General features: G+C 68.7%; 15 protein-coding genes. 6 read left to right on the top strand and 9 right to left on the bottom strand.

The genetic code is table 11. The features are described 5' to 3' along the window. The first annotated feature begins 61 nt into the window (after nucleotides 1-61). The gene (locus ACFVWG_RS06070) at nucleotides 62-916 is read left to right on the top strand and encodes a helix-turn-helix transcriptional regulator (RefSeq protein ID WP_391542037.1); all 855 of its coding nucleotides are present in this window, start codon (nucleotides 62-64) and stop codon (nucleotides 914-916) included. 26 nt (nucleotides 917-942) lie between these two features. Continuing rightward, entirely contained in the window at nucleotides 943-1,302 is a 360-nt protein-coding gene (locus ACFVWG_RS06065) for a VOC family protein (RefSeq protein ID WP_391542036.1), read from the top strand. 58 nt (nucleotides 1,303-1,360) lie between these two features. Here the strand turns inward: ACFVWG_RS06065 and ACFVWG_RS06060 are convergent, their stop codons facing one another. Continuing rightward, complete coding sequence (locus ACFVWG_RS06060) at nucleotides 1,361-2,062, bottom strand: SDR family oxidoreductase (RefSeq protein WP_391542035.1); 702 nt, start codon at nucleotides 2,060-2,062, stop codon at nucleotides 1,361-1,363. Nucleotides 2,063-2,160: 98 nt separating this feature from the next. Between ACFVWG_RS06060 and ACFVWG_RS06055 the strand changes: the two genes are divergently transcribed. After that, on the top strand, nucleotides 2,161-3,039 hold the full coding sequence (locus tag ACFVWG_RS06055; protein WP_391542034.1) for a LysR family transcriptional regulator: 879 nt from the start codon (nucleotides 2,161-2,163) through the stop codon (nucleotides 3,037-3,039). Nucleotides 3,040-3,055: 16 nt separating this feature from the next. Continuing rightward, nucleotides 3,056-4,126: a serine hydrolase domain-containing protein gene (locus ACFVWG_RS06050; protein ID WP_391542033.1), complete on the top strand. Its 1,071-nt coding sequence runs from the start codon at nucleotides 3,056-3,058 to the stop codon at nucleotides 4,124-4,126. Here the strand turns inward: ACFVWG_RS06050 and ACFVWG_RS06045 are convergent. The 6 genes from ACFVWG_RS06045 to ACFVWG_RS06020 form a co-directional block, all read right to left on the bottom strand. Continuing rightward, nucleotides 4,119-4,688: a dihydrofolate reductase family protein gene (locus tag ACFVWG_RS06045; protein ID WP_391542032.1), complete on the bottom strand. Its 570-nt coding sequence runs from the start codon at nucleotides 4,686-4,688 to the stop codon at nucleotides 4,119-4,121. The genes ACFVWG_RS06050 and ACFVWG_RS06045 overlap by 8 nt on opposite strands. Before the next feature lie 60 nt (nucleotides 4,689-4,748). Then, nucleotides 4,749-6,584: a DNA helicase RecQ gene (gene recQ / locus ACFVWG_RS06040; protein WP_391542031.1), complete on the bottom strand. Its 1,836-nt coding sequence runs from the start codon at nucleotides 6,582-6,584 to the stop codon at nucleotides 4,749-4,751. A gap of 46 nt (nucleotides 6,585-6,630) precedes the next feature. After that, nucleotides 6,631-7,041, bottom strand: a complete 411-nt coding sequence (locus tag ACFVWG_RS06035) for a VOC family protein (protein WP_391542030.1) — start codon at nucleotides 7,039-7,041, stop codon at nucleotides 6,631-6,633. After that, the gene (locus ACFVWG_RS06030) at nucleotides 7,038-7,880 is read right to left on the bottom strand and encodes a helix-turn-helix domain-containing protein (RefSeq protein ID WP_391542029.1); all 843 of its coding nucleotides are present in this window, start codon (nucleotides 7,878-7,880) and stop codon (nucleotides 7,038-7,040) included. Before ACFVWG_RS06030 ends, ACFVWG_RS06035 begins: the two co-directional genes overlap by 4 nt. Nucleotides 7,881-8,054: 174 nt before the next feature. Next, nucleotides 8,055-9,068, bottom strand: a complete 1,014-nt coding sequence (locus ACFVWG_RS06025; protein WP_391542028.1) for an SAM-dependent methyltransferase — start codon at nucleotides 9,066-9,068, stop codon at nucleotides 8,055-8,057. Between the two features lie 54 nt (nucleotides 9,069-9,122). Next, the gene (locus tag ACFVWG_RS06020; protein ID WP_391542027.1) at nucleotides 9,123-10,049 is read right to left on the bottom strand and encodes an RNA polymerase sigma factor; all 927 of its coding nucleotides are present in this window, start codon (nucleotides 10,047-10,049) and stop codon (nucleotides 9,123-9,125) included. A gap of 115 nt (nucleotides 10,050-10,164) precedes the next feature. On the opposite strand from ACFVWG_RS06020, the gene ilvD reads away from it, so the two are divergent. Next, the gene (gene ilvD, locus ACFVWG_RS06015; RefSeq protein WP_391542026.1) at nucleotides 10,165-12,015 is read left to right on the top strand and encodes a dihydroxy-acid dehydratase; all 1,851 of its coding nucleotides are present in this window, start codon (nucleotides 10,165-10,167) and stop codon (nucleotides 12,013-12,015) included. Here the strand turns inward: ilvD and ACFVWG_RS06010 are convergent. Then, nucleotides 12,012-12,797 carry a helix-turn-helix domain-containing protein gene (locus ACFVWG_RS06010; protein ID WP_391542025.1) on the bottom strand — a complete coding sequence of 262 codons (786 nt, stop codon included), beginning with the start codon at nucleotides 12,795-12,797 and terminating at the stop codon, nucleotides 12,012-12,014. The genes ilvD and ACFVWG_RS06010 overlap by 4 nt on opposite strands. Nucleotides 12,798-12,859: 62 nt before the next feature. Here ACFVWG_RS06010 and ACFVWG_RS06005 point away from each other — a divergent pair, with 62 nt between their 5' ends. Further along, the gene (locus ACFVWG_RS06005) at nucleotides 12,860-13,669 is read left to right on the top strand and encodes an SDR family NAD(P)-dependent oxidoreductase (RefSeq protein WP_391542024.1); all 810 of its coding nucleotides are present in this window, start codon (nucleotides 12,860-12,862) and stop codon (nucleotides 13,667-13,669) included. Here ACFVWG_RS06005 and ACFVWG_RS06000 read toward each other — a convergent pair. After that, nucleotides 13,666-13,968 (bottom strand): type II toxin-antitoxin system PemK/MazF family toxin, encoded by a 303-nt coding sequence (locus ACFVWG_RS06000; protein ID WP_391542023.1) that lies wholly within the window; start codon nucleotides 13,966-13,968, stop codon nucleotides 13,666-13,668. The two genes, ACFVWG_RS06005 and ACFVWG_RS06000, sit on opposite strands and share 4 nt — an antisense overlap. Nucleotide 13,969: the final 1 nt, after the last annotated feature.

Below are 13,969 nucleotides of genomic sequence, written 5' to 3'. Positions count from 1 at the left end.
TACGGACGGACAAAAGGTTGCTGGGTGGACCTGACAGGGACACCCGGGGTTGGAGGGCAGGGTGCGATCGGGACGGCAGCGGGAGCTGGGCGAGTTCCTGCGGGAGCGCCGCGGCCGCCTGACGCCGCCGGTCGCCGACGAGCCACGCCGTACGCCGGGACTGCGGCGGACCGAGCTTGCCGACCTGGCCGGGGTGAGCGTCGGCTACTACACGCGGCTGGAGCAGGGCCGCGCCCCACACCCGTCGGACAGCGTGCTCGACGCCCTGATCCGCGCGCTTGGGCTGACCGACGACGAGGCGACCCACCTCCGAGCGCTGGCTGCCGACGACCGGGGCGGTGGGGTGGGGAAGGAATCAAGCACTGCGTCGGCGGTCGTGGTGGAGCCAGTGTCCGAGTCAGCGCTTCGCACGATGAACTTCCTGGTCGTGCCCACGGCAGCTGTCGTGCTCGGGCGGATCGGTGAGGTGCTGGCCTGGAACGATGCGGCCGACTTCCTCTTTCCCGGCCGCTTCCCGAAGCCGGGGGAGCAGGTGGAGCGGCAACTGCACAACGCGCGCTACGCCTTCAGCCCGGCGGCTCGCGAGCTCTACCTGGGCTGGGACGAGGTGGCGGATGACGTCGTCGCCCACCTCCGCGCGGCGGCCGGGCACCTCGTTGATGATCCGGAGTACGGCGTACTGGTCGAGGAACTGCTCGCGATTCCGGAGTTCGCCGAGCGGTGGCCGCGGCGCGACGTCAAACGGCACGTATCGGGGGAGCGGCGTCTCAATCACCCGGTGCTCGGCGAACTGACCGTCCGGCACGAGGTCCTCGCCGTACTCGACGCGCCTGATCAGTACCTCGTGCTGTACGGGCTCGAAAATCCTTTGCCGGCCGATGTCGAAATCTCCGGCGCGGTCTCTACCTCTGGGTGAAAGCACCTTCCGACAGAGGAGAAACCATGAACCACTTCACGAGCGTCCGCACCGTCGGTATCCCCGTGACCGACCAGGACCGCGCGCTGGAGTTCTACACCGAGACCCTCGGCTTCACGCTGGTCTCGGACGCACCCCTACCGCAGCTCGGCGGCCGCTGGATCGTCGTCGCCGCGCCCAACGGCGGCGCCAGCCTCGCTCTGACTCCCGGCGCTGGCCCGGTGGACACCGGAATCCGCCTGGCCACCCCGGATGCCGCGGCCGCGCATCAGCACCTCAACGACGAGCAGGTGAACACCAGCGAGCTGCTGGCCTGGCCGGGCGTCCCGCCGATGTTCACCTTCCAGGACCCCGACGGGAACACCCTGTACGTCGGTCAGGACTGAAGATGCCTAACGTCCGAAGACACGCCGACCAGGTGCGCGTGTCTCTCGGACGTTGGCGTCAGACGAGCACATTGCCGCCGCCGACGGTGACGATCGAGCCGGTGGCGTAGTGCTGGTTCATCAGGAAGACGTAGGCCTCGGCGATGTCCTCGGGCTCGCCGATCCGGCCGACCGGGAGGGACTCGGCGGCGGCGTCGTAGTCGAAACCGTCGGGCCACAAGGGGGTTCGGACGACGCCGGGCTTGACGGCGTTGACGCGGATCGGCGCGAGCTCGACGGCGAGCGCGCGGGCCAGAGAGTCGGCGGCGCCGCAGATGCTGGCCGCGATGGACCAACCCGGTCCGGGGCGTTCGGCCGCCGTACCGCTGGTCAGGACGATGGAGCCGCCGGGGCGGATCTTGCCGACAGCTGCGTGCACGGCTTGCAGGGCTCCGAAGTAGCGGAGTTCGAAGGCCTGTTTGGCGCGGGCGAGATCCATCGACCGGACCTCGAGCAGGCTAAGGGCTTCACCGGCGGTGTAGACGAGGTGATCGAAGGGGTCGAGTCCGCCGAAGAACGCTTCGACGGCTTCGGGGTTGGTCAGGTCAACCGCCGTACCGGAGGCGGTCGGCGGCAGCTCCTTCAGCGCTCGCTCGACCGAGGAAGGGTTGCTGGAGGCAACGATCACGGTGGCGCCGTGCTCGGCGGCCAGGCGGGCGGTGGCCAGCCCGATGCCCGACGTACCGCCGAGGAGGACGACGCGCTGGTCTTGCAGGGTCATGATGAGGTGCCTTTCGTGGTGGGGGTTCCCTGCCACGATGCGCCCGCGGGGTGGTCGCGGTCCAAGACCTGTTCGGGCGTCTGTCATACCCTGAGGGTATGAGCGACGTCGATCTGCGGAAGCTGCGGTACTTCGTCGCGGTCGCCGAGGAGCTGCATTTCGGCCGCGCGGCCGAGTGCCTGCACATCGCGCAGCCGGTGCTGTCCCGGCAGATCCGCGCGCTCGAGCACGAGCTGGGCGCGCAACTGTTCGCCCGCACCAAACGCTCGACCGAGCTGACCGCGGCCGGTCGCCAGCTCCTCGACGACGCCCGTCCGCTCCTCAGTTCGGCCGAGGCGCTCCGCCGCCGCGTCGCCCAGACCGCCCGCGGCCCGAAGATCTTCACCATCGGCTTCATGCCCGGCATCACCCTCACCCCGGCCGTGCGCGCCTTCGAAGCACTCCGCCCCGACCTCACCGTCGAGATGGTCCGAACCACGAGCTTCGATCAGGTCCAGGTCCTGTACGACGGCCGCGCCGACGTGAGCGTGGTCCGCCTCCCGATCGACCAGCGTGGGCTGAGCATCCGCCCCCTGTTCGAGGAACCTCGCCTGGCCATGCTCCCCGCCGACCACCGCCTGGCCGGCAAGGCCTCGATCGACATCACCGACCTGGCCGGCGAACACCTCCTCCAGCACCCCGACCAGGTCCCCGAGTGGCGCGATCTCGCCCTCGAACTGCGCTCCGGCGGGCGCCGCCCGGTCCCCGACTTCAACAGTGTCGAGGAGAAACTCGAACACGTCGCCAGCGGCCGAGGTATCTCGATCCTCCCCCTCTCGGTCGCCGCCTACTACGCGCGCTCCGACGTCAGCGCCGTACCAGTGACCAGCCTCGCCCCCAACAAGGTGTCCCTCGCCTGGCTCGCCTCCCGCCGCACCCGAGCCCTCCAAGACTTCGCTGCCCTAGTGGGCACAGTCGACTGGACCATGACCCGCTGAGTGCGATCATCGAACGATGAGGCTCTGCGGGCTGGTCGCCATCCTGCTGGTGGCAGTGACCGGTTGCACCAACGCTCCCGACCGGGCAGCTGTCCTGCAGGCCGCGCTCGACAAGATCGTCGCCGACCAGGCTCTCGAGTCGGGTGCCCGCGGAGTCACCGCCAGCGTGATCACCGACCAGTGGACCTGGTCCGGCGCTGCCGGAAAGGACGCCGTCGGTACGCCGCTCCAGCCGACGACCGCGATGGGCGTCGCCAGCATCACCAAGACCTTCGTGGCCGCCGAGGTGATGCTGCTGGTCAAGGCCGGCAAGGTCGACCTCGATGCGCCGATCTCGACGTACGTGAAGAACAAGCTGACCGCGAACGGTGCCACCGTCCGCCAGCATCTGTCGATGACGTCCGGCGTCCCGGACTACCTCGGCGACGACTACGCCCGACTCGACACGGTGATCAAGGCGGCGCCCACCAAACACTGGACCCCGGAACAGGCGCTCGGCTATGCCACCGCTCCGGTCGGCCCACCGGGCACCTTCAACTACAGCAACCCCAGCTACGTCCTGCTCGGACTTCTCATCGAGAACGTCACCGGCCAACCGCTCGCCACGGTCCTCCGTCGCGACCTAGCCGCCCCGGCCGGCCTGCAACACGCAGCCTTCCAAGACGCCGAGAAGCCCCAACCCCCAGCTGCCCAGGACATCAATCCCGTCTGCGGCCCACCCGACGGCTACCTTCCCTGCCGAGCCATTGCCAGCCTCTCCGCCGCGAACGCAGGCTTGGCCGCCGACGCTCCGACCATCGCGCGCTGGGGCGCACAGTTGTACTTCGGCCACGTACTCCCACCGGGCCTGGTCGCCCAAATGATTGCCGGTGACGGTCGGTACGGCCTCGGCACGATGCTCTTCTCTCGCCAGTTCCCACCTGGTCTGTCCTACGGCCACCGTGGCGAATCGTCCGACCACAACAGCCTGCTGCTGGTCTTCCCGGACCGGCACCTCGTCGTCGCTCTCCTCCTTGCCGAAGGCAACAAACGCGTCGACGACACGATGGCGAATTTCCTGACGGCACTGCAGCCGCTGCTCACCTGACGACTCGATAGCGGATGTGCGTGGCTGCGGGCGTGTCGATGACCCGGGCGACCTCGAGCTCGATGCGGTGGGGGAGGACGTCGAAGAGGCGGCGGCCTTCGCCAAGCAGGACTGGGATCTGATCGACCTGAAGCTCGTCGAGGACCCCAGCCTCCAATGCTGCGCGGGCCGCGGACGCGCCGTGAACCAGGACGTCGCGGTCACCGGCGGCGGCTTTGGCGGCGGCCATTCCTTCGGCCACGTCGGTCACGAAATGGACCTGGGGGAAGCGCGGATCGGGCGCGCGACGAGTGAGGACGAACAGCGGTACGCCGTGATGCGTCCCGCCGTAGTAGTCGACCTGCTCGGCGGTACGACGGCCAACGAAGACGGCACCACTGGAGTGGACCTCGTCCCAGATCTCGCCCGCCGGCCCGATCGGACGGCCGAAGCTGCCGTCGGCCTGCTGGTACCAGTCGTGCAGACGCATGAACTCGTCCCCACCGGGATTCCCGGGAACATCGTTGGGGCCGGCGATGAACCCGTCGAGCGACATCGACATCAACAGCACTGAGTTGGACATCTGGGTGCTCCTTCCCGAGCATTCGACTACTCGTCGAACAGGAGCACGCCGAATCGACATCTACTCCTCGGCGAGGGCTTCCAGGACTCCTTCGCCGTACTTGGCGAGTTTGTTCTCGCCGATGCCGCTGATGGTGCCGAGGGCGGACAGGCTGGTCGGCAGGTCGATGGCGATCTGGCGGAGGGTGGCGTCGTGGAAGATGACGTAGGCGGGGACGCCCTGCTCTTTCGCGACGGCGGCGCGCCAGGTACGGAGGCGCTCGAAGACGGGGACCAGTTCGGCGGGGAGGTCGGCGGCGGGCGACTTCTTGCCGCCGCTGGAGCGGGACTTGGACTTGGTGCGCTCGGGTTCGCGGCGCATCATCACGTCGCGGCGGCGGCCGAGGACCTCGGCGCTGTCGTCGGTGAGGACGAGGGTGCCGTAGTCGCCTTCGACGGTGAGCAGGCGCAGGGCGAGGAGTTGGCGGATGACGCCGCGCCACTCGGTGTCCTTGAGTTCGGTGCCGATGCCGAAGACCGATAGTTGTTCGTGGCGGAACTGTTTGACCTTCTCGGTCTCCTTGCCGAGCAGGATGTCGATCACCTGACCGGCGCCGAACTTCTGGCCGCGCTCGTGCTGCAGGCGGTAGACCGTCGAGAGCAGCTTCTGCGCGGGGATCGTGCCGTCCCAGGACTCCGGCGGCGTCAGGCAGGTGTCGCAGTTGTTGCAGGAGTCGCCGTGCTGACCGAAGTACGCGAGTAGCTGGGAACGACGGCACTGCACGGTCTCGCACAACGCGAGCATCGCGTCGAGGTGCGCGCTCAGCCGGCGCCGGTGCGCGAGATCGCCTTCGGAGGTGTCGATCATCTTGCGTTGCTGGACGACGTCCTGCAGGCCGTAGGCGAGCCAGGCGGTCGACGGGAGTCCGTCACGACCGGCGCGACCGGTCTCCTGGTAGTAGCCCTCGACGGACTTCGGCAGATCGAGGTGGGCGACGAACCGGACATCCGGCTTGTCGATCCCCATCCCGAACGCGATCGTCGCGACCACCACCAGACCGTCCTCGCGCAGGAAGCGGGATTGGTTCCTGGAGCGGACCCGGCTGTCGAGACCCGCGTGGTACGGGACGGCCTCGATCCCGTTCTGGGTCAGGAAGGCCGCGGTCTTCTCGACGCTGTTGCGGGACAGGCAGTAGACGATGCCCGCGTCACCGGCGTGCTCGGTGCGCAGCAGGTCGAGCAGTTGCCGCTGTGGGTTGTCCTTCGGCACGATCCGGTACTGGATGTTCGGCCGGTCGAAGCTCGCGACGAAGTGCTTGGCGTCCGTCAGGTTCAGCCGGGTCGCGATCTCCTGGTGGGTCGCCTCGGTCGCCGTCGCGGTCAAAGCGATCCGCGGTACGTCGGGCCAGCGCTCGTGCAGCTCCGACAGCATCAGGTAGTCGGGCCGGAAGTCGTGGCCCCACTGCGACACACAGTGCGCCTCGTCGATCGCGAACAGCGCGATCTTGCCCTGGTCGAGCAGCCGCACGGTTGCCTCGACGCGCAACCGCTCGGGCGCGAGGTAGAGCAGATCCAGCTCACCGGCCAGGAACGCCTGCTCGACCTCACGCCGCTGCTCGTAGTCCTGCGTGGAGTTCAGGAATCCCGCCCGGACGCCGAGCGCTGTCAGCGCGTCGACCTGGTCCTGCATCAGCGCGATCAGCGGCGAGATCACCACGCCGACGCCGGACCGCACCAGGGAGGGAATCTGGTAGCACAGTGACTTGCCGCCACCGGTCGGCATCAGCACGAGCGCGTCGCCGCCGCCGATCACGGTGTCGATGATGTCGCCCTGCTCGCCGCGGAAAGCGTCGTACCCGAAGACACGGCGCAGGACATCAAGAGCTTCGCTCGGCAGAGAGTCAGGTGAATCCGTCACCCCGCGATTCTAGGCAGCTCTCCGAGCCCGAATCGCCGAAAAACCTTTACTCGCCCGCATAAGTTCCGATACTCCACAGATTCCCCTCCGGATCCCGGACGGTGAAGCCCCGGGATCCGTAGTCACTGTCCTGCAGACCCCGTACGACGATCGCTCCGGCGCCGATCGCTCGTCCGATCAACGCGTCGGGGTCGTCGTGGACGAGATACACCGACTGAGCCTGGTCCGCGAGCAGCGTGAACTCGTTCGGCTCGGACTGCGCGTCGGTCGAGCTCACCATCACGCCGCCACCCGCCGGCCAGGTCAGCTCGGCATGCGCGACCGAACCCTCGGCCGCGCCCGGGTACGACGCGACCAGCTCGAAGCCCAGGCCGTCGGTGAGGAACTGCAGTGCCGCTTGGCCGTTCAGGTACACCAGTGTCGGCCAGACGCCGACTGTCTTCGTCAGAGATGTCATACGCCTGACTCTGCGCTCACCAGGCCCGTCTGGTCTTGAACGTTTGGGAGCTCCTCGGCGATCCACTGCCGCGGCGAGCACCCGGCGATCGCCTGCCACTCCCGGGTCAGGTGCGCCTGATCGGCGTACCCGAGGTCGGCGGCCAGGTCCGCGAGCCGCACCGTCGGCTGTCGCCGCACCCGCTGGACCGCCTGCTCGAAACGCAGCACCCGCGCCGCCACCTTTGGCGCCAGCCCGAACTCTGTGGTGAACCGATCCGTCAGGTGCCGCCGACTCCACCCGACCTCAGCGGCCAGCTCCTGAACCCTCACCGCACCATGCGACGACCGCAACCGCCGCCAAACCCAATCCACCTCATCCCGTACGGCGGACGCCGGGGAGGCGGCCCATCGCCGCAGCAACGCGGATTCCAGCAGCTCGAACCGCGACTCCCAGCTGCTGGCCTCCCGCAACTGCTCCACCAACACGTGTGCCGACGGACCGATGAACTCGTCGAGCTCGATCACACGCCAAGCGATCTCACCCGGCGGCAGCCCGAGCAGCGCGCGAGACCCAGCCGGCGTGAGCGCGAGCTGCACGCCGGCCCGGCTCGGCGACCCACCGACATGCACCGCCCGCGAATGCAGCCCGCCGACTCCCGCGTCGTACTTCCCGGGAGGCTGACCCGGCCAGGTGATCCCGAGCGGTTCGTCCATCGTGATCACGAGTGTCAGGTACTGCGACGGCAGACCGCGATGCAGCGCCGGCGGCTCGCCGTCGTACGCGTAACCGCTCAGATCACCGACAAACGGGCGCAAGGCAGGGTGCACCACACGATGAACATGCGTGAACCCTCCCATGCCACCAATGTAGTGCCCCGCGTCAGAAGTTCTTTGGCGCTTGCGACGCCCAGGCACGCACCTCGCGGCACCGGAGGAACAGCCACGATGGAAAAGCATCGAGGCCGCTCCTCCGGCACCCCGATGCACGCACCTGGACGCCGCAATCACTCAAACAACTTCTAACGCGGGGCACTAGATCGGCCTACGGACAAGAACCATGCGGCCGAAGTCGGTCTGCGCCACTCGGACCAGTTCGAAGCCGACCGCGACGGCCTCGTCGGCTAGGTCCTCGGCGGTCGGCCCGAACGGGACGCCCCAGCCCTGAGCGACCAGCTTGCGCAGCGTGTACGACGGGCGTCCGGCGTCGTCCGGCGTCGGCTCCATCTCCTGCACGAAGAGAATCCCGCCGGGCCGGAGCGCGCGCAGGATCATTTCGAGCGTGGCCTGACGGGTCGGCGCCGGGAAGAACGGCTGGGCCCAGAAGGCGGCTCCGAACGCGTCCTTCTCGTCGAAGTCGCGCGCGTCCATCACCTTGAGGTCGACCCGATCGCCGACGCCGAGTGCGTCGATGCGGCGCTGAGTCTCCGCAGCCACGGTCGGGATCAGCTCGATCGCCGTACCGCGCAGATCGGGGAACATCCCGGCCAGCGTCGTCGTCGCCCCCGCGACACCACAGCCGACGTCCAGGAAGCGGTCGGTGTGGATCAGCTCCGGCAGTTCGGGGATCTGGGGGAGGAACAGCTTGTTGTACAGCGCCTCGGTGACCGGGCTGGCCTTGCCGCCGGTGGCCCGCGCGGTGACCAGCGCATCCGCCTCGGACAGCGGCAGCGGGCCCGGGTCCTCGGCGGCCGCCCGGACCGTCCGGGTCAGCAGCTCCGCCTGGTCGAGTACGTCGTCCAGACCGACGTAGGCGTCGTCAGCCGTCAGCGCCGCGAACGAGTCGGTTAGCCGAACTGTCTCGCCAGACGTCACGACACCATGCGCCTCGAGCACGGTCACGAGGTCGGCAACGCGCTCCGGCGGCAGACCCGAGAACGCGGTCAGCGCGTCGAGCGTGCGCGGTTCGGTCAGGTACGTCGTCCAGCCCTTGTCCCGCAGCGCTGTCACGAGGGACAGGATCTGTGCGCCGTCGACCCAGGCCTTGACCGCGGTCCGGGCCTCAGCGGCGAGACCGAAGCGTGCGAGTTGATCGTCTTGGTTGCTCACACAGACAGGATGCTGCAGCGACTCTGGAGTTCACTGGATTGGCAGTGACCTGAGTCACGCCGGGACGGCCTGCGCACTCCGGCGCGGGTGGAAGAGGTGCAGGCTGCTCGTCCGGCCTGCCTGCAGATGCTGGATCCAGACCACGGCAGGCGGGCAGTGGAACGGGTCCTCGGGTGGGCTGGTCAGGTCGATCTCGCACACAGCGACGTCTCGGCTGGAGAGGACGTTCGTCACCCGGCCGCGGACGCCGTCTTCAATGTCCTGGTACATCGCGCGGAGGAAGGACGTCGTGTCGCCGCCACCGCCGGACCAGCTGTACTTGGCATCCGGACGCCAGTACGCCGCCAGTACGTCGTTCAGCGTGCCGCGCGCGGCCCCGTCCAGCACCTCCTCGACCTCGCGTCGTCGTACGGCGGTCTGGGCGGCCACGTCGCCGTACGGGTCGTCGGCGGTCGCCAGCAGACGGGCGCTCAGCTGACCGCGAGCCTTTGCGAGCCGACTGCGCACCGTGCCAACTGGGACGCCGCAAGCAGTAGCGATGTCCTCGTACGTCGTGACGCCGCTGAAATGCCGCAGCATCATCACCAACCGCAGGGGCGGCGAGAGGTCTTCCAGTGCACGCCATACCCAGTCCCGGTTCGCGTGCTGCTCCAGCAGTACGGCGGGATCCGGCTCGGTGGACGGCAGAGCGTCGTACAGGTGGTCGTCGAGGGGGAGCGCGCGCCGGGTGCGCAGTTGCGTGCGGCAAGCATTCCGGACGACCTGCCGGAGCCACGGCCCGATCGCGGCCGGATCCCGGACATCGCCGATCCGGGCGAGCGCGGTGGTCGTTGCGTCCTGTACGGCGTCCTCCGCGTCCGGGCCGGCGCCCAGGACCGAGACCGCCACCGCGGTCATCCCGGGACGATGCCGGGTGAGCAGGGTGCCGAGGGCACCGATCGCACCGGACTGTGCGGCCCGCACCAGCTCGGAGTCGTCCATGTCCACCACGATACGTAGGCCCGGGAATCCGTCATACGGGACCGCCGTTTCGGCATTCGGGACGCGAGTGGCACCATGGACGGAGCCGTTCGCAGCTCGAGTTCTGGAGATTGACGTGCCTGATCTGAGGTCCCGTACCGTCACCCACGGCCGCAACATGGCGGGCGCCCGCGCCCTCATGATGGCCTCCGGCGTCGATCGGGGAGACTTCGGCAAACCGATCGTCGCGGTGGCGAACAGCTTCACCGAGTTCGTCCCCGGGCACACCCACCTCGCCCCGGTCGGCCGGATCGTGTCCGAGGCGATCAAGCAGGCCGGCGGGATCGCGCGCGAGTTCAACACGATCGCCGTCGACGACGGGATCGCGATGGGCCACGGCGGCATGCTCTACAGCCTGCCCTCGCGCGACCTGATCGCGGACTCGGTCGAGTACATGGTCGAGGCGCACTGCGCGGACGCGCTGGTCTGCATCTCGAACTGCGACAAGATCACCCCGGGCATGCTGATGGCCGCGCTCCGGCTGAACATCCCGACCGTGTTCGTCTCCGGTGGCCCGATGGAGGCCGGCCGGGCCACGCTGGTCGACGGGACCGTGCGCAAGCTGGACCTGATCGACGCGATGTCCGAGGCCGTCAACGAGAACGTCTCCGACGAGGACATCCAGCGGATCGAGGAGAACGCCTGCCCGACCTGCGGTTCGTGCTCGGGCATGTTCACCGCGAACTCGATGAACTGCCTGACCGAGGCGATCGGCCTGTCGCTGCCCGGCAACGGCTCGGTGCTGGCCACGCACACCGCCCGCAAGGCGCTGTACGAGAACGCCGGCCGGACGGTCGTCGAGATCACCAAGCGGTACTACGACACCGACGACGACACGGTGCTGCCGCGGACCGTCGCGTCGCGGGCCGCGTTCGAGAACGCGATGGCGCTCGACATCGCGATGGGCGGTTCGACGAACACGATCCTGCACCTGCTCGCCGCGGCCCAGGAAGCCGAGGTCGACTTCGACCTGGACGACATCAACGCCGTCTCGCGCCGCGTGCCCTGCTTGGCGAAGGTCGCGCCGAACGTCGCTCCCGGCGGCACGTACTACATGGAGGATGTGCACCGCGCCGGCGGCATCCCCGCGATCCTGGGCGAGCTGTACCGGGCCGGCCTGCTGAACGAGGACATCCACACCGTGCACAGCGCATCGATCGGTGACTGGCTGAAGAACTGGGATGTGCGCAGCGGTTCGCCATCCGCCGAGGCGGTCGAGCTGTGGCACGCAGCGCCCGGCTGCAAGCGGTCCGCGACGGCGTTCTCGCAGTCGGAGCGTTGGGAGACGCTGGACACCGACGCTGCCGGTGGGTGCATCCGCGACTTCGAGCACGCCTACTCTGCCGATGGCGGGCTGGCGGTGCTCAAGGGCAACCTGGCCGTCGACGGCTGCGTCGTGAAGACGGCCGGCGTGGACGAGTCGATCTGGACGTTCCAGGGTCCTGCGGTGGTGTGTGAGTCGCAGGAGGAAGCGGTCGAGAAGATCCTGGCCAAGAAGGTGCAGCCGGGTGACGTCGTGGTGATCCGCTACGAGGGTCCGAAGGGCGGGCCGGGGATGCAGGAGATGCTGTACCCGACCTCCTTCCTGAAGGGCCGCGGCCTGGGTAAGGTCTGCGCCCTCGTCACCGACGGCCGGTTCTCCGGCGGTACGTCGGGTCTGTCCATCGGGCACGCATCACCGGAGGCCGCCTCGGGTGGCACGATCGCGCTCGTCCAGGACGGCGACCAGATCCGCATCGACATCCCGAACCGCTCGATCGAGCTGCTGGTCGACGACGCCGAGCTGGAGGTCCGCCGTACAGGATTGAACGGCGTCTACGCCCCCAAGGCCCGCGAGCGCAAGGTCTCCCAAGCACTGCGCGCGTACGCCGCGATGGCGACCAGCGCGGACAAGGGCGCCGTACGGGACGTCTCGAAGCTGGGTTAGACCAGCCGGGCCAGTGCCGCTTCCGACGAGCTGCCGGGAGCGGCCTGGTAGACGATGATCACCTGGTCCTCGGAGCCGCCGACCGTCAGAGCCTGACGCCGTACGGCGAGGTCACCGACGACCGGATGCGCGAAGCGCTTGAGCTCGTCACGGGACGGCCTCGCGTCGTGTTGCGCCCACAGGGCGCGGAAGTCGGCGTCCGTCTCCAGATCGGCGATGAGCTGGGCGGTTCTCGCGTCGCGCGGATCCGCCTCGGCGCGCAGGGCGGCTGCGGTCTGGGCGGCGATCAGCGGCCAGTCCGGGAACAGGTCTCGGGTTGTCGGGTCGAGAAACATGTCGCGAGCCAGGTTGTGCCCGGGCTCGTACATCGGTGCGAGCGCGCGAGCCCATTTGTTGGCAGCCAGTACGTCGAAGCGCCGGTTCCGCACGTATGCCGGAGTGTGCGACCACATGTCGAGCAGTTGGTGGACGTCCTCGGAGACTGCGGTCTCGGGCCGCCGCTCGGGGTCCGGGTTCGCGAGTGAGTACAGGTACGTCGAGGTGTCGGCGTCCAGCTCCAAGGCGCGCGCGAGCGACCGCAGCACCTGCGGCGACGGATTCTGATCGACGCCTTGTTCCAGGCGGGTCAGATAGGGCTCGCTGATCCCTGCCAACCGGGCCAACTCGTCGCGGCGGAGCCCCGCGACCCGGCGCCTGGTCGACGTGGGGAGATCGGCGCGAGCGGCCGGGACCCGGGCCCGCCGGGCCTTCAGGAACTCTCCCAGCACGTTCTCGGCGGCCACCTTCGAAGGGTAACCCTGGCGGGGTGCTGGTTGCCTCACGGCCAAAGTCAGAGGGTCGAGACATGACAAAGACCTGGTTCATCACCGGCGCGTCCCGCGGCTTCGGCCGGATCTGGGCGAGCGCCGCCCTGTCCCGCGGCGACCGCGTCGCCGCCACGGCTCGCACCGTCGAGTCCTTGAAACCGCTCGTCGACCAGTACGGCGAACGCGTGCTGCCGATCCGCCTCGACGTCACCGATCGGGGTGGCGTGGCAATCGCCGTACAGGAGGCGGTTGCTGCTTTTGGCCGGCTGGACGTAGTCGTGAACAATGCGGGGTACGGCCTGTTCGGGATGGTCGAGGAGATCAGTGAGGAGCAGGCTCGCGCGCAGCTCGAGGTCAACCTGCTCGGGCCGTTGTGGGTGACGCAGGCTGTGTTGCCGTTCCTGCGGGCCCAGGGGAGTGGGCACATCCTGCAGGTGTCCAGCGTCGGAGGGCTCGCCGCGTTCCCGACGCTTGGGCTGTACAACGCGTCCAAGTGGGGGCTTGAGGGTTTGAGTGAGGCGCTTGCTCAGGAGGTCGGGCCGCTCGGCATTCGCGTCACGATCGTCGAGCCCGGGCCTTATGGGACCGACTGGTCGGGTGTCTCGGCGGACCACGCTGCACCGATTCCGGCGTACGAGGTCATTCGTGAGGCGCGGCGGGCCGGTGCCACGGCGCGCGCTCCCCAGGATCCGCAGGCGACCGCGGACGTCATTCTCGAACTGGTCGACACCGAGGAGCCGCCGCTGCGGCTGTTCCTGGGGGAGTACCCGTATCCGGTGATCGAGGCCGCCTATCGGCAGCGCCTGGAGACGTGGGACGCTTGGCGACCGCTCGCGGCCAAGGCCTAGATCTCCAGGTCGTAGGCCAGGCTGATCGCCTCGGCGAGGGCCGGCTCCTGGTCGGGGTGCAGGTAGCCGATCAGGCGGCCGAGCTGGGACTTCGGGATGGTCTGGATGTTGTCGCAGGAGATCGCGCTGGGGTGGTCGAGCCCGTTCTGCGGGCCGACCAGCACCTCGGTGGAGAGCCCACGGATCGTGCTGGTGATCGGTGCGACGGTGACATTGGTCAGGCGCGGGCGGATCAGTTCGCGCGTGAGCACAACCACCGGCCGCGGCTTGTCCAGCCGGGCGATGTGCAGCGGCCGCATC

It is taken from the genome of Kribbella sp. NPDC058245 (assembly GCF_042882005.1).
Taxonomy (GTDB): domain Bacteria; phylum Actinomycetota; class Actinomycetes; order Propionibacteriales; family Kribbellaceae; genus Kribbella.
The sequence above is the reverse complement of the archived record's forward strand: the minus strand, read 5'-3'. Positions and strand labels throughout refer to the sequence as shown.

Coding starts and splice junctions, on each gene's coding strand:
- ACFVWG_RS06055 (WP_391542034.1), top strand. CDS start 2,161: ATGAGCGACGTCGATCTGCGGAAGCTGCGGTACTTCGTCGCGGTCGCC.
- ACFVWG_RS06030 (WP_391542029.1), bottom strand. CDS start 7,880: ATGGGAGGGTTCACGCATGTTCATCGTGTGGTGCACCCTGCCTTGCGC.
- ACFVWG_RS06035 (WP_391542030.1), bottom strand. CDS start 7,041: ATGACATCTCTGACGAAGACAGTCGGCGTCTGGCCGACACTGGTGTAC.
- ACFVWG_RS06000 (WP_391542023.1), bottom strand. CDS start 13,968: ATGCGGCCGCTGCACATCGCCCGGCTGGACAAGCCGCGGCCGGTGGTT.
- ACFVWG_RS06060 (WP_391542035.1), bottom strand. CDS start 2,062: ATGACCCTGCAAGACCAGCGCGTCGTCCTCCTCGGCGGTACGTCGGGC.
- ACFVWG_RS06020 (WP_391542027.1), bottom strand. CDS start 10,049: ATGGACGACTCCGAGCTGGTGCGGGCCGCACAGTCCGGTGCGATCGGT.
- ACFVWG_RS06005 (WP_391542024.1), top strand. CDS start 12,860: ATGACAAAGACCTGGTTCATCACCGGCGCGTCCCGCGGCTTCGGCCGG.
- ACFVWG_RS06045 (WP_391542032.1), bottom strand. CDS start 4,688: ATGTCCAACTCAGTGCTGTTGATGTCGATGTCGCTCGACGGGTTCATC.
- ACFVWG_RS06050 (WP_391542033.1), top strand. CDS start 3,056: ATGAGGCTCTGCGGGCTGGTCGCCATCCTGCTGGTGGCAGTGACCGGT.
- ACFVWG_RS06065 (WP_391542036.1), top strand. CDS start 943: ATGAACCACTTCACGAGCGTCCGCACCGTCGGTATCCCCGTGACCGAC.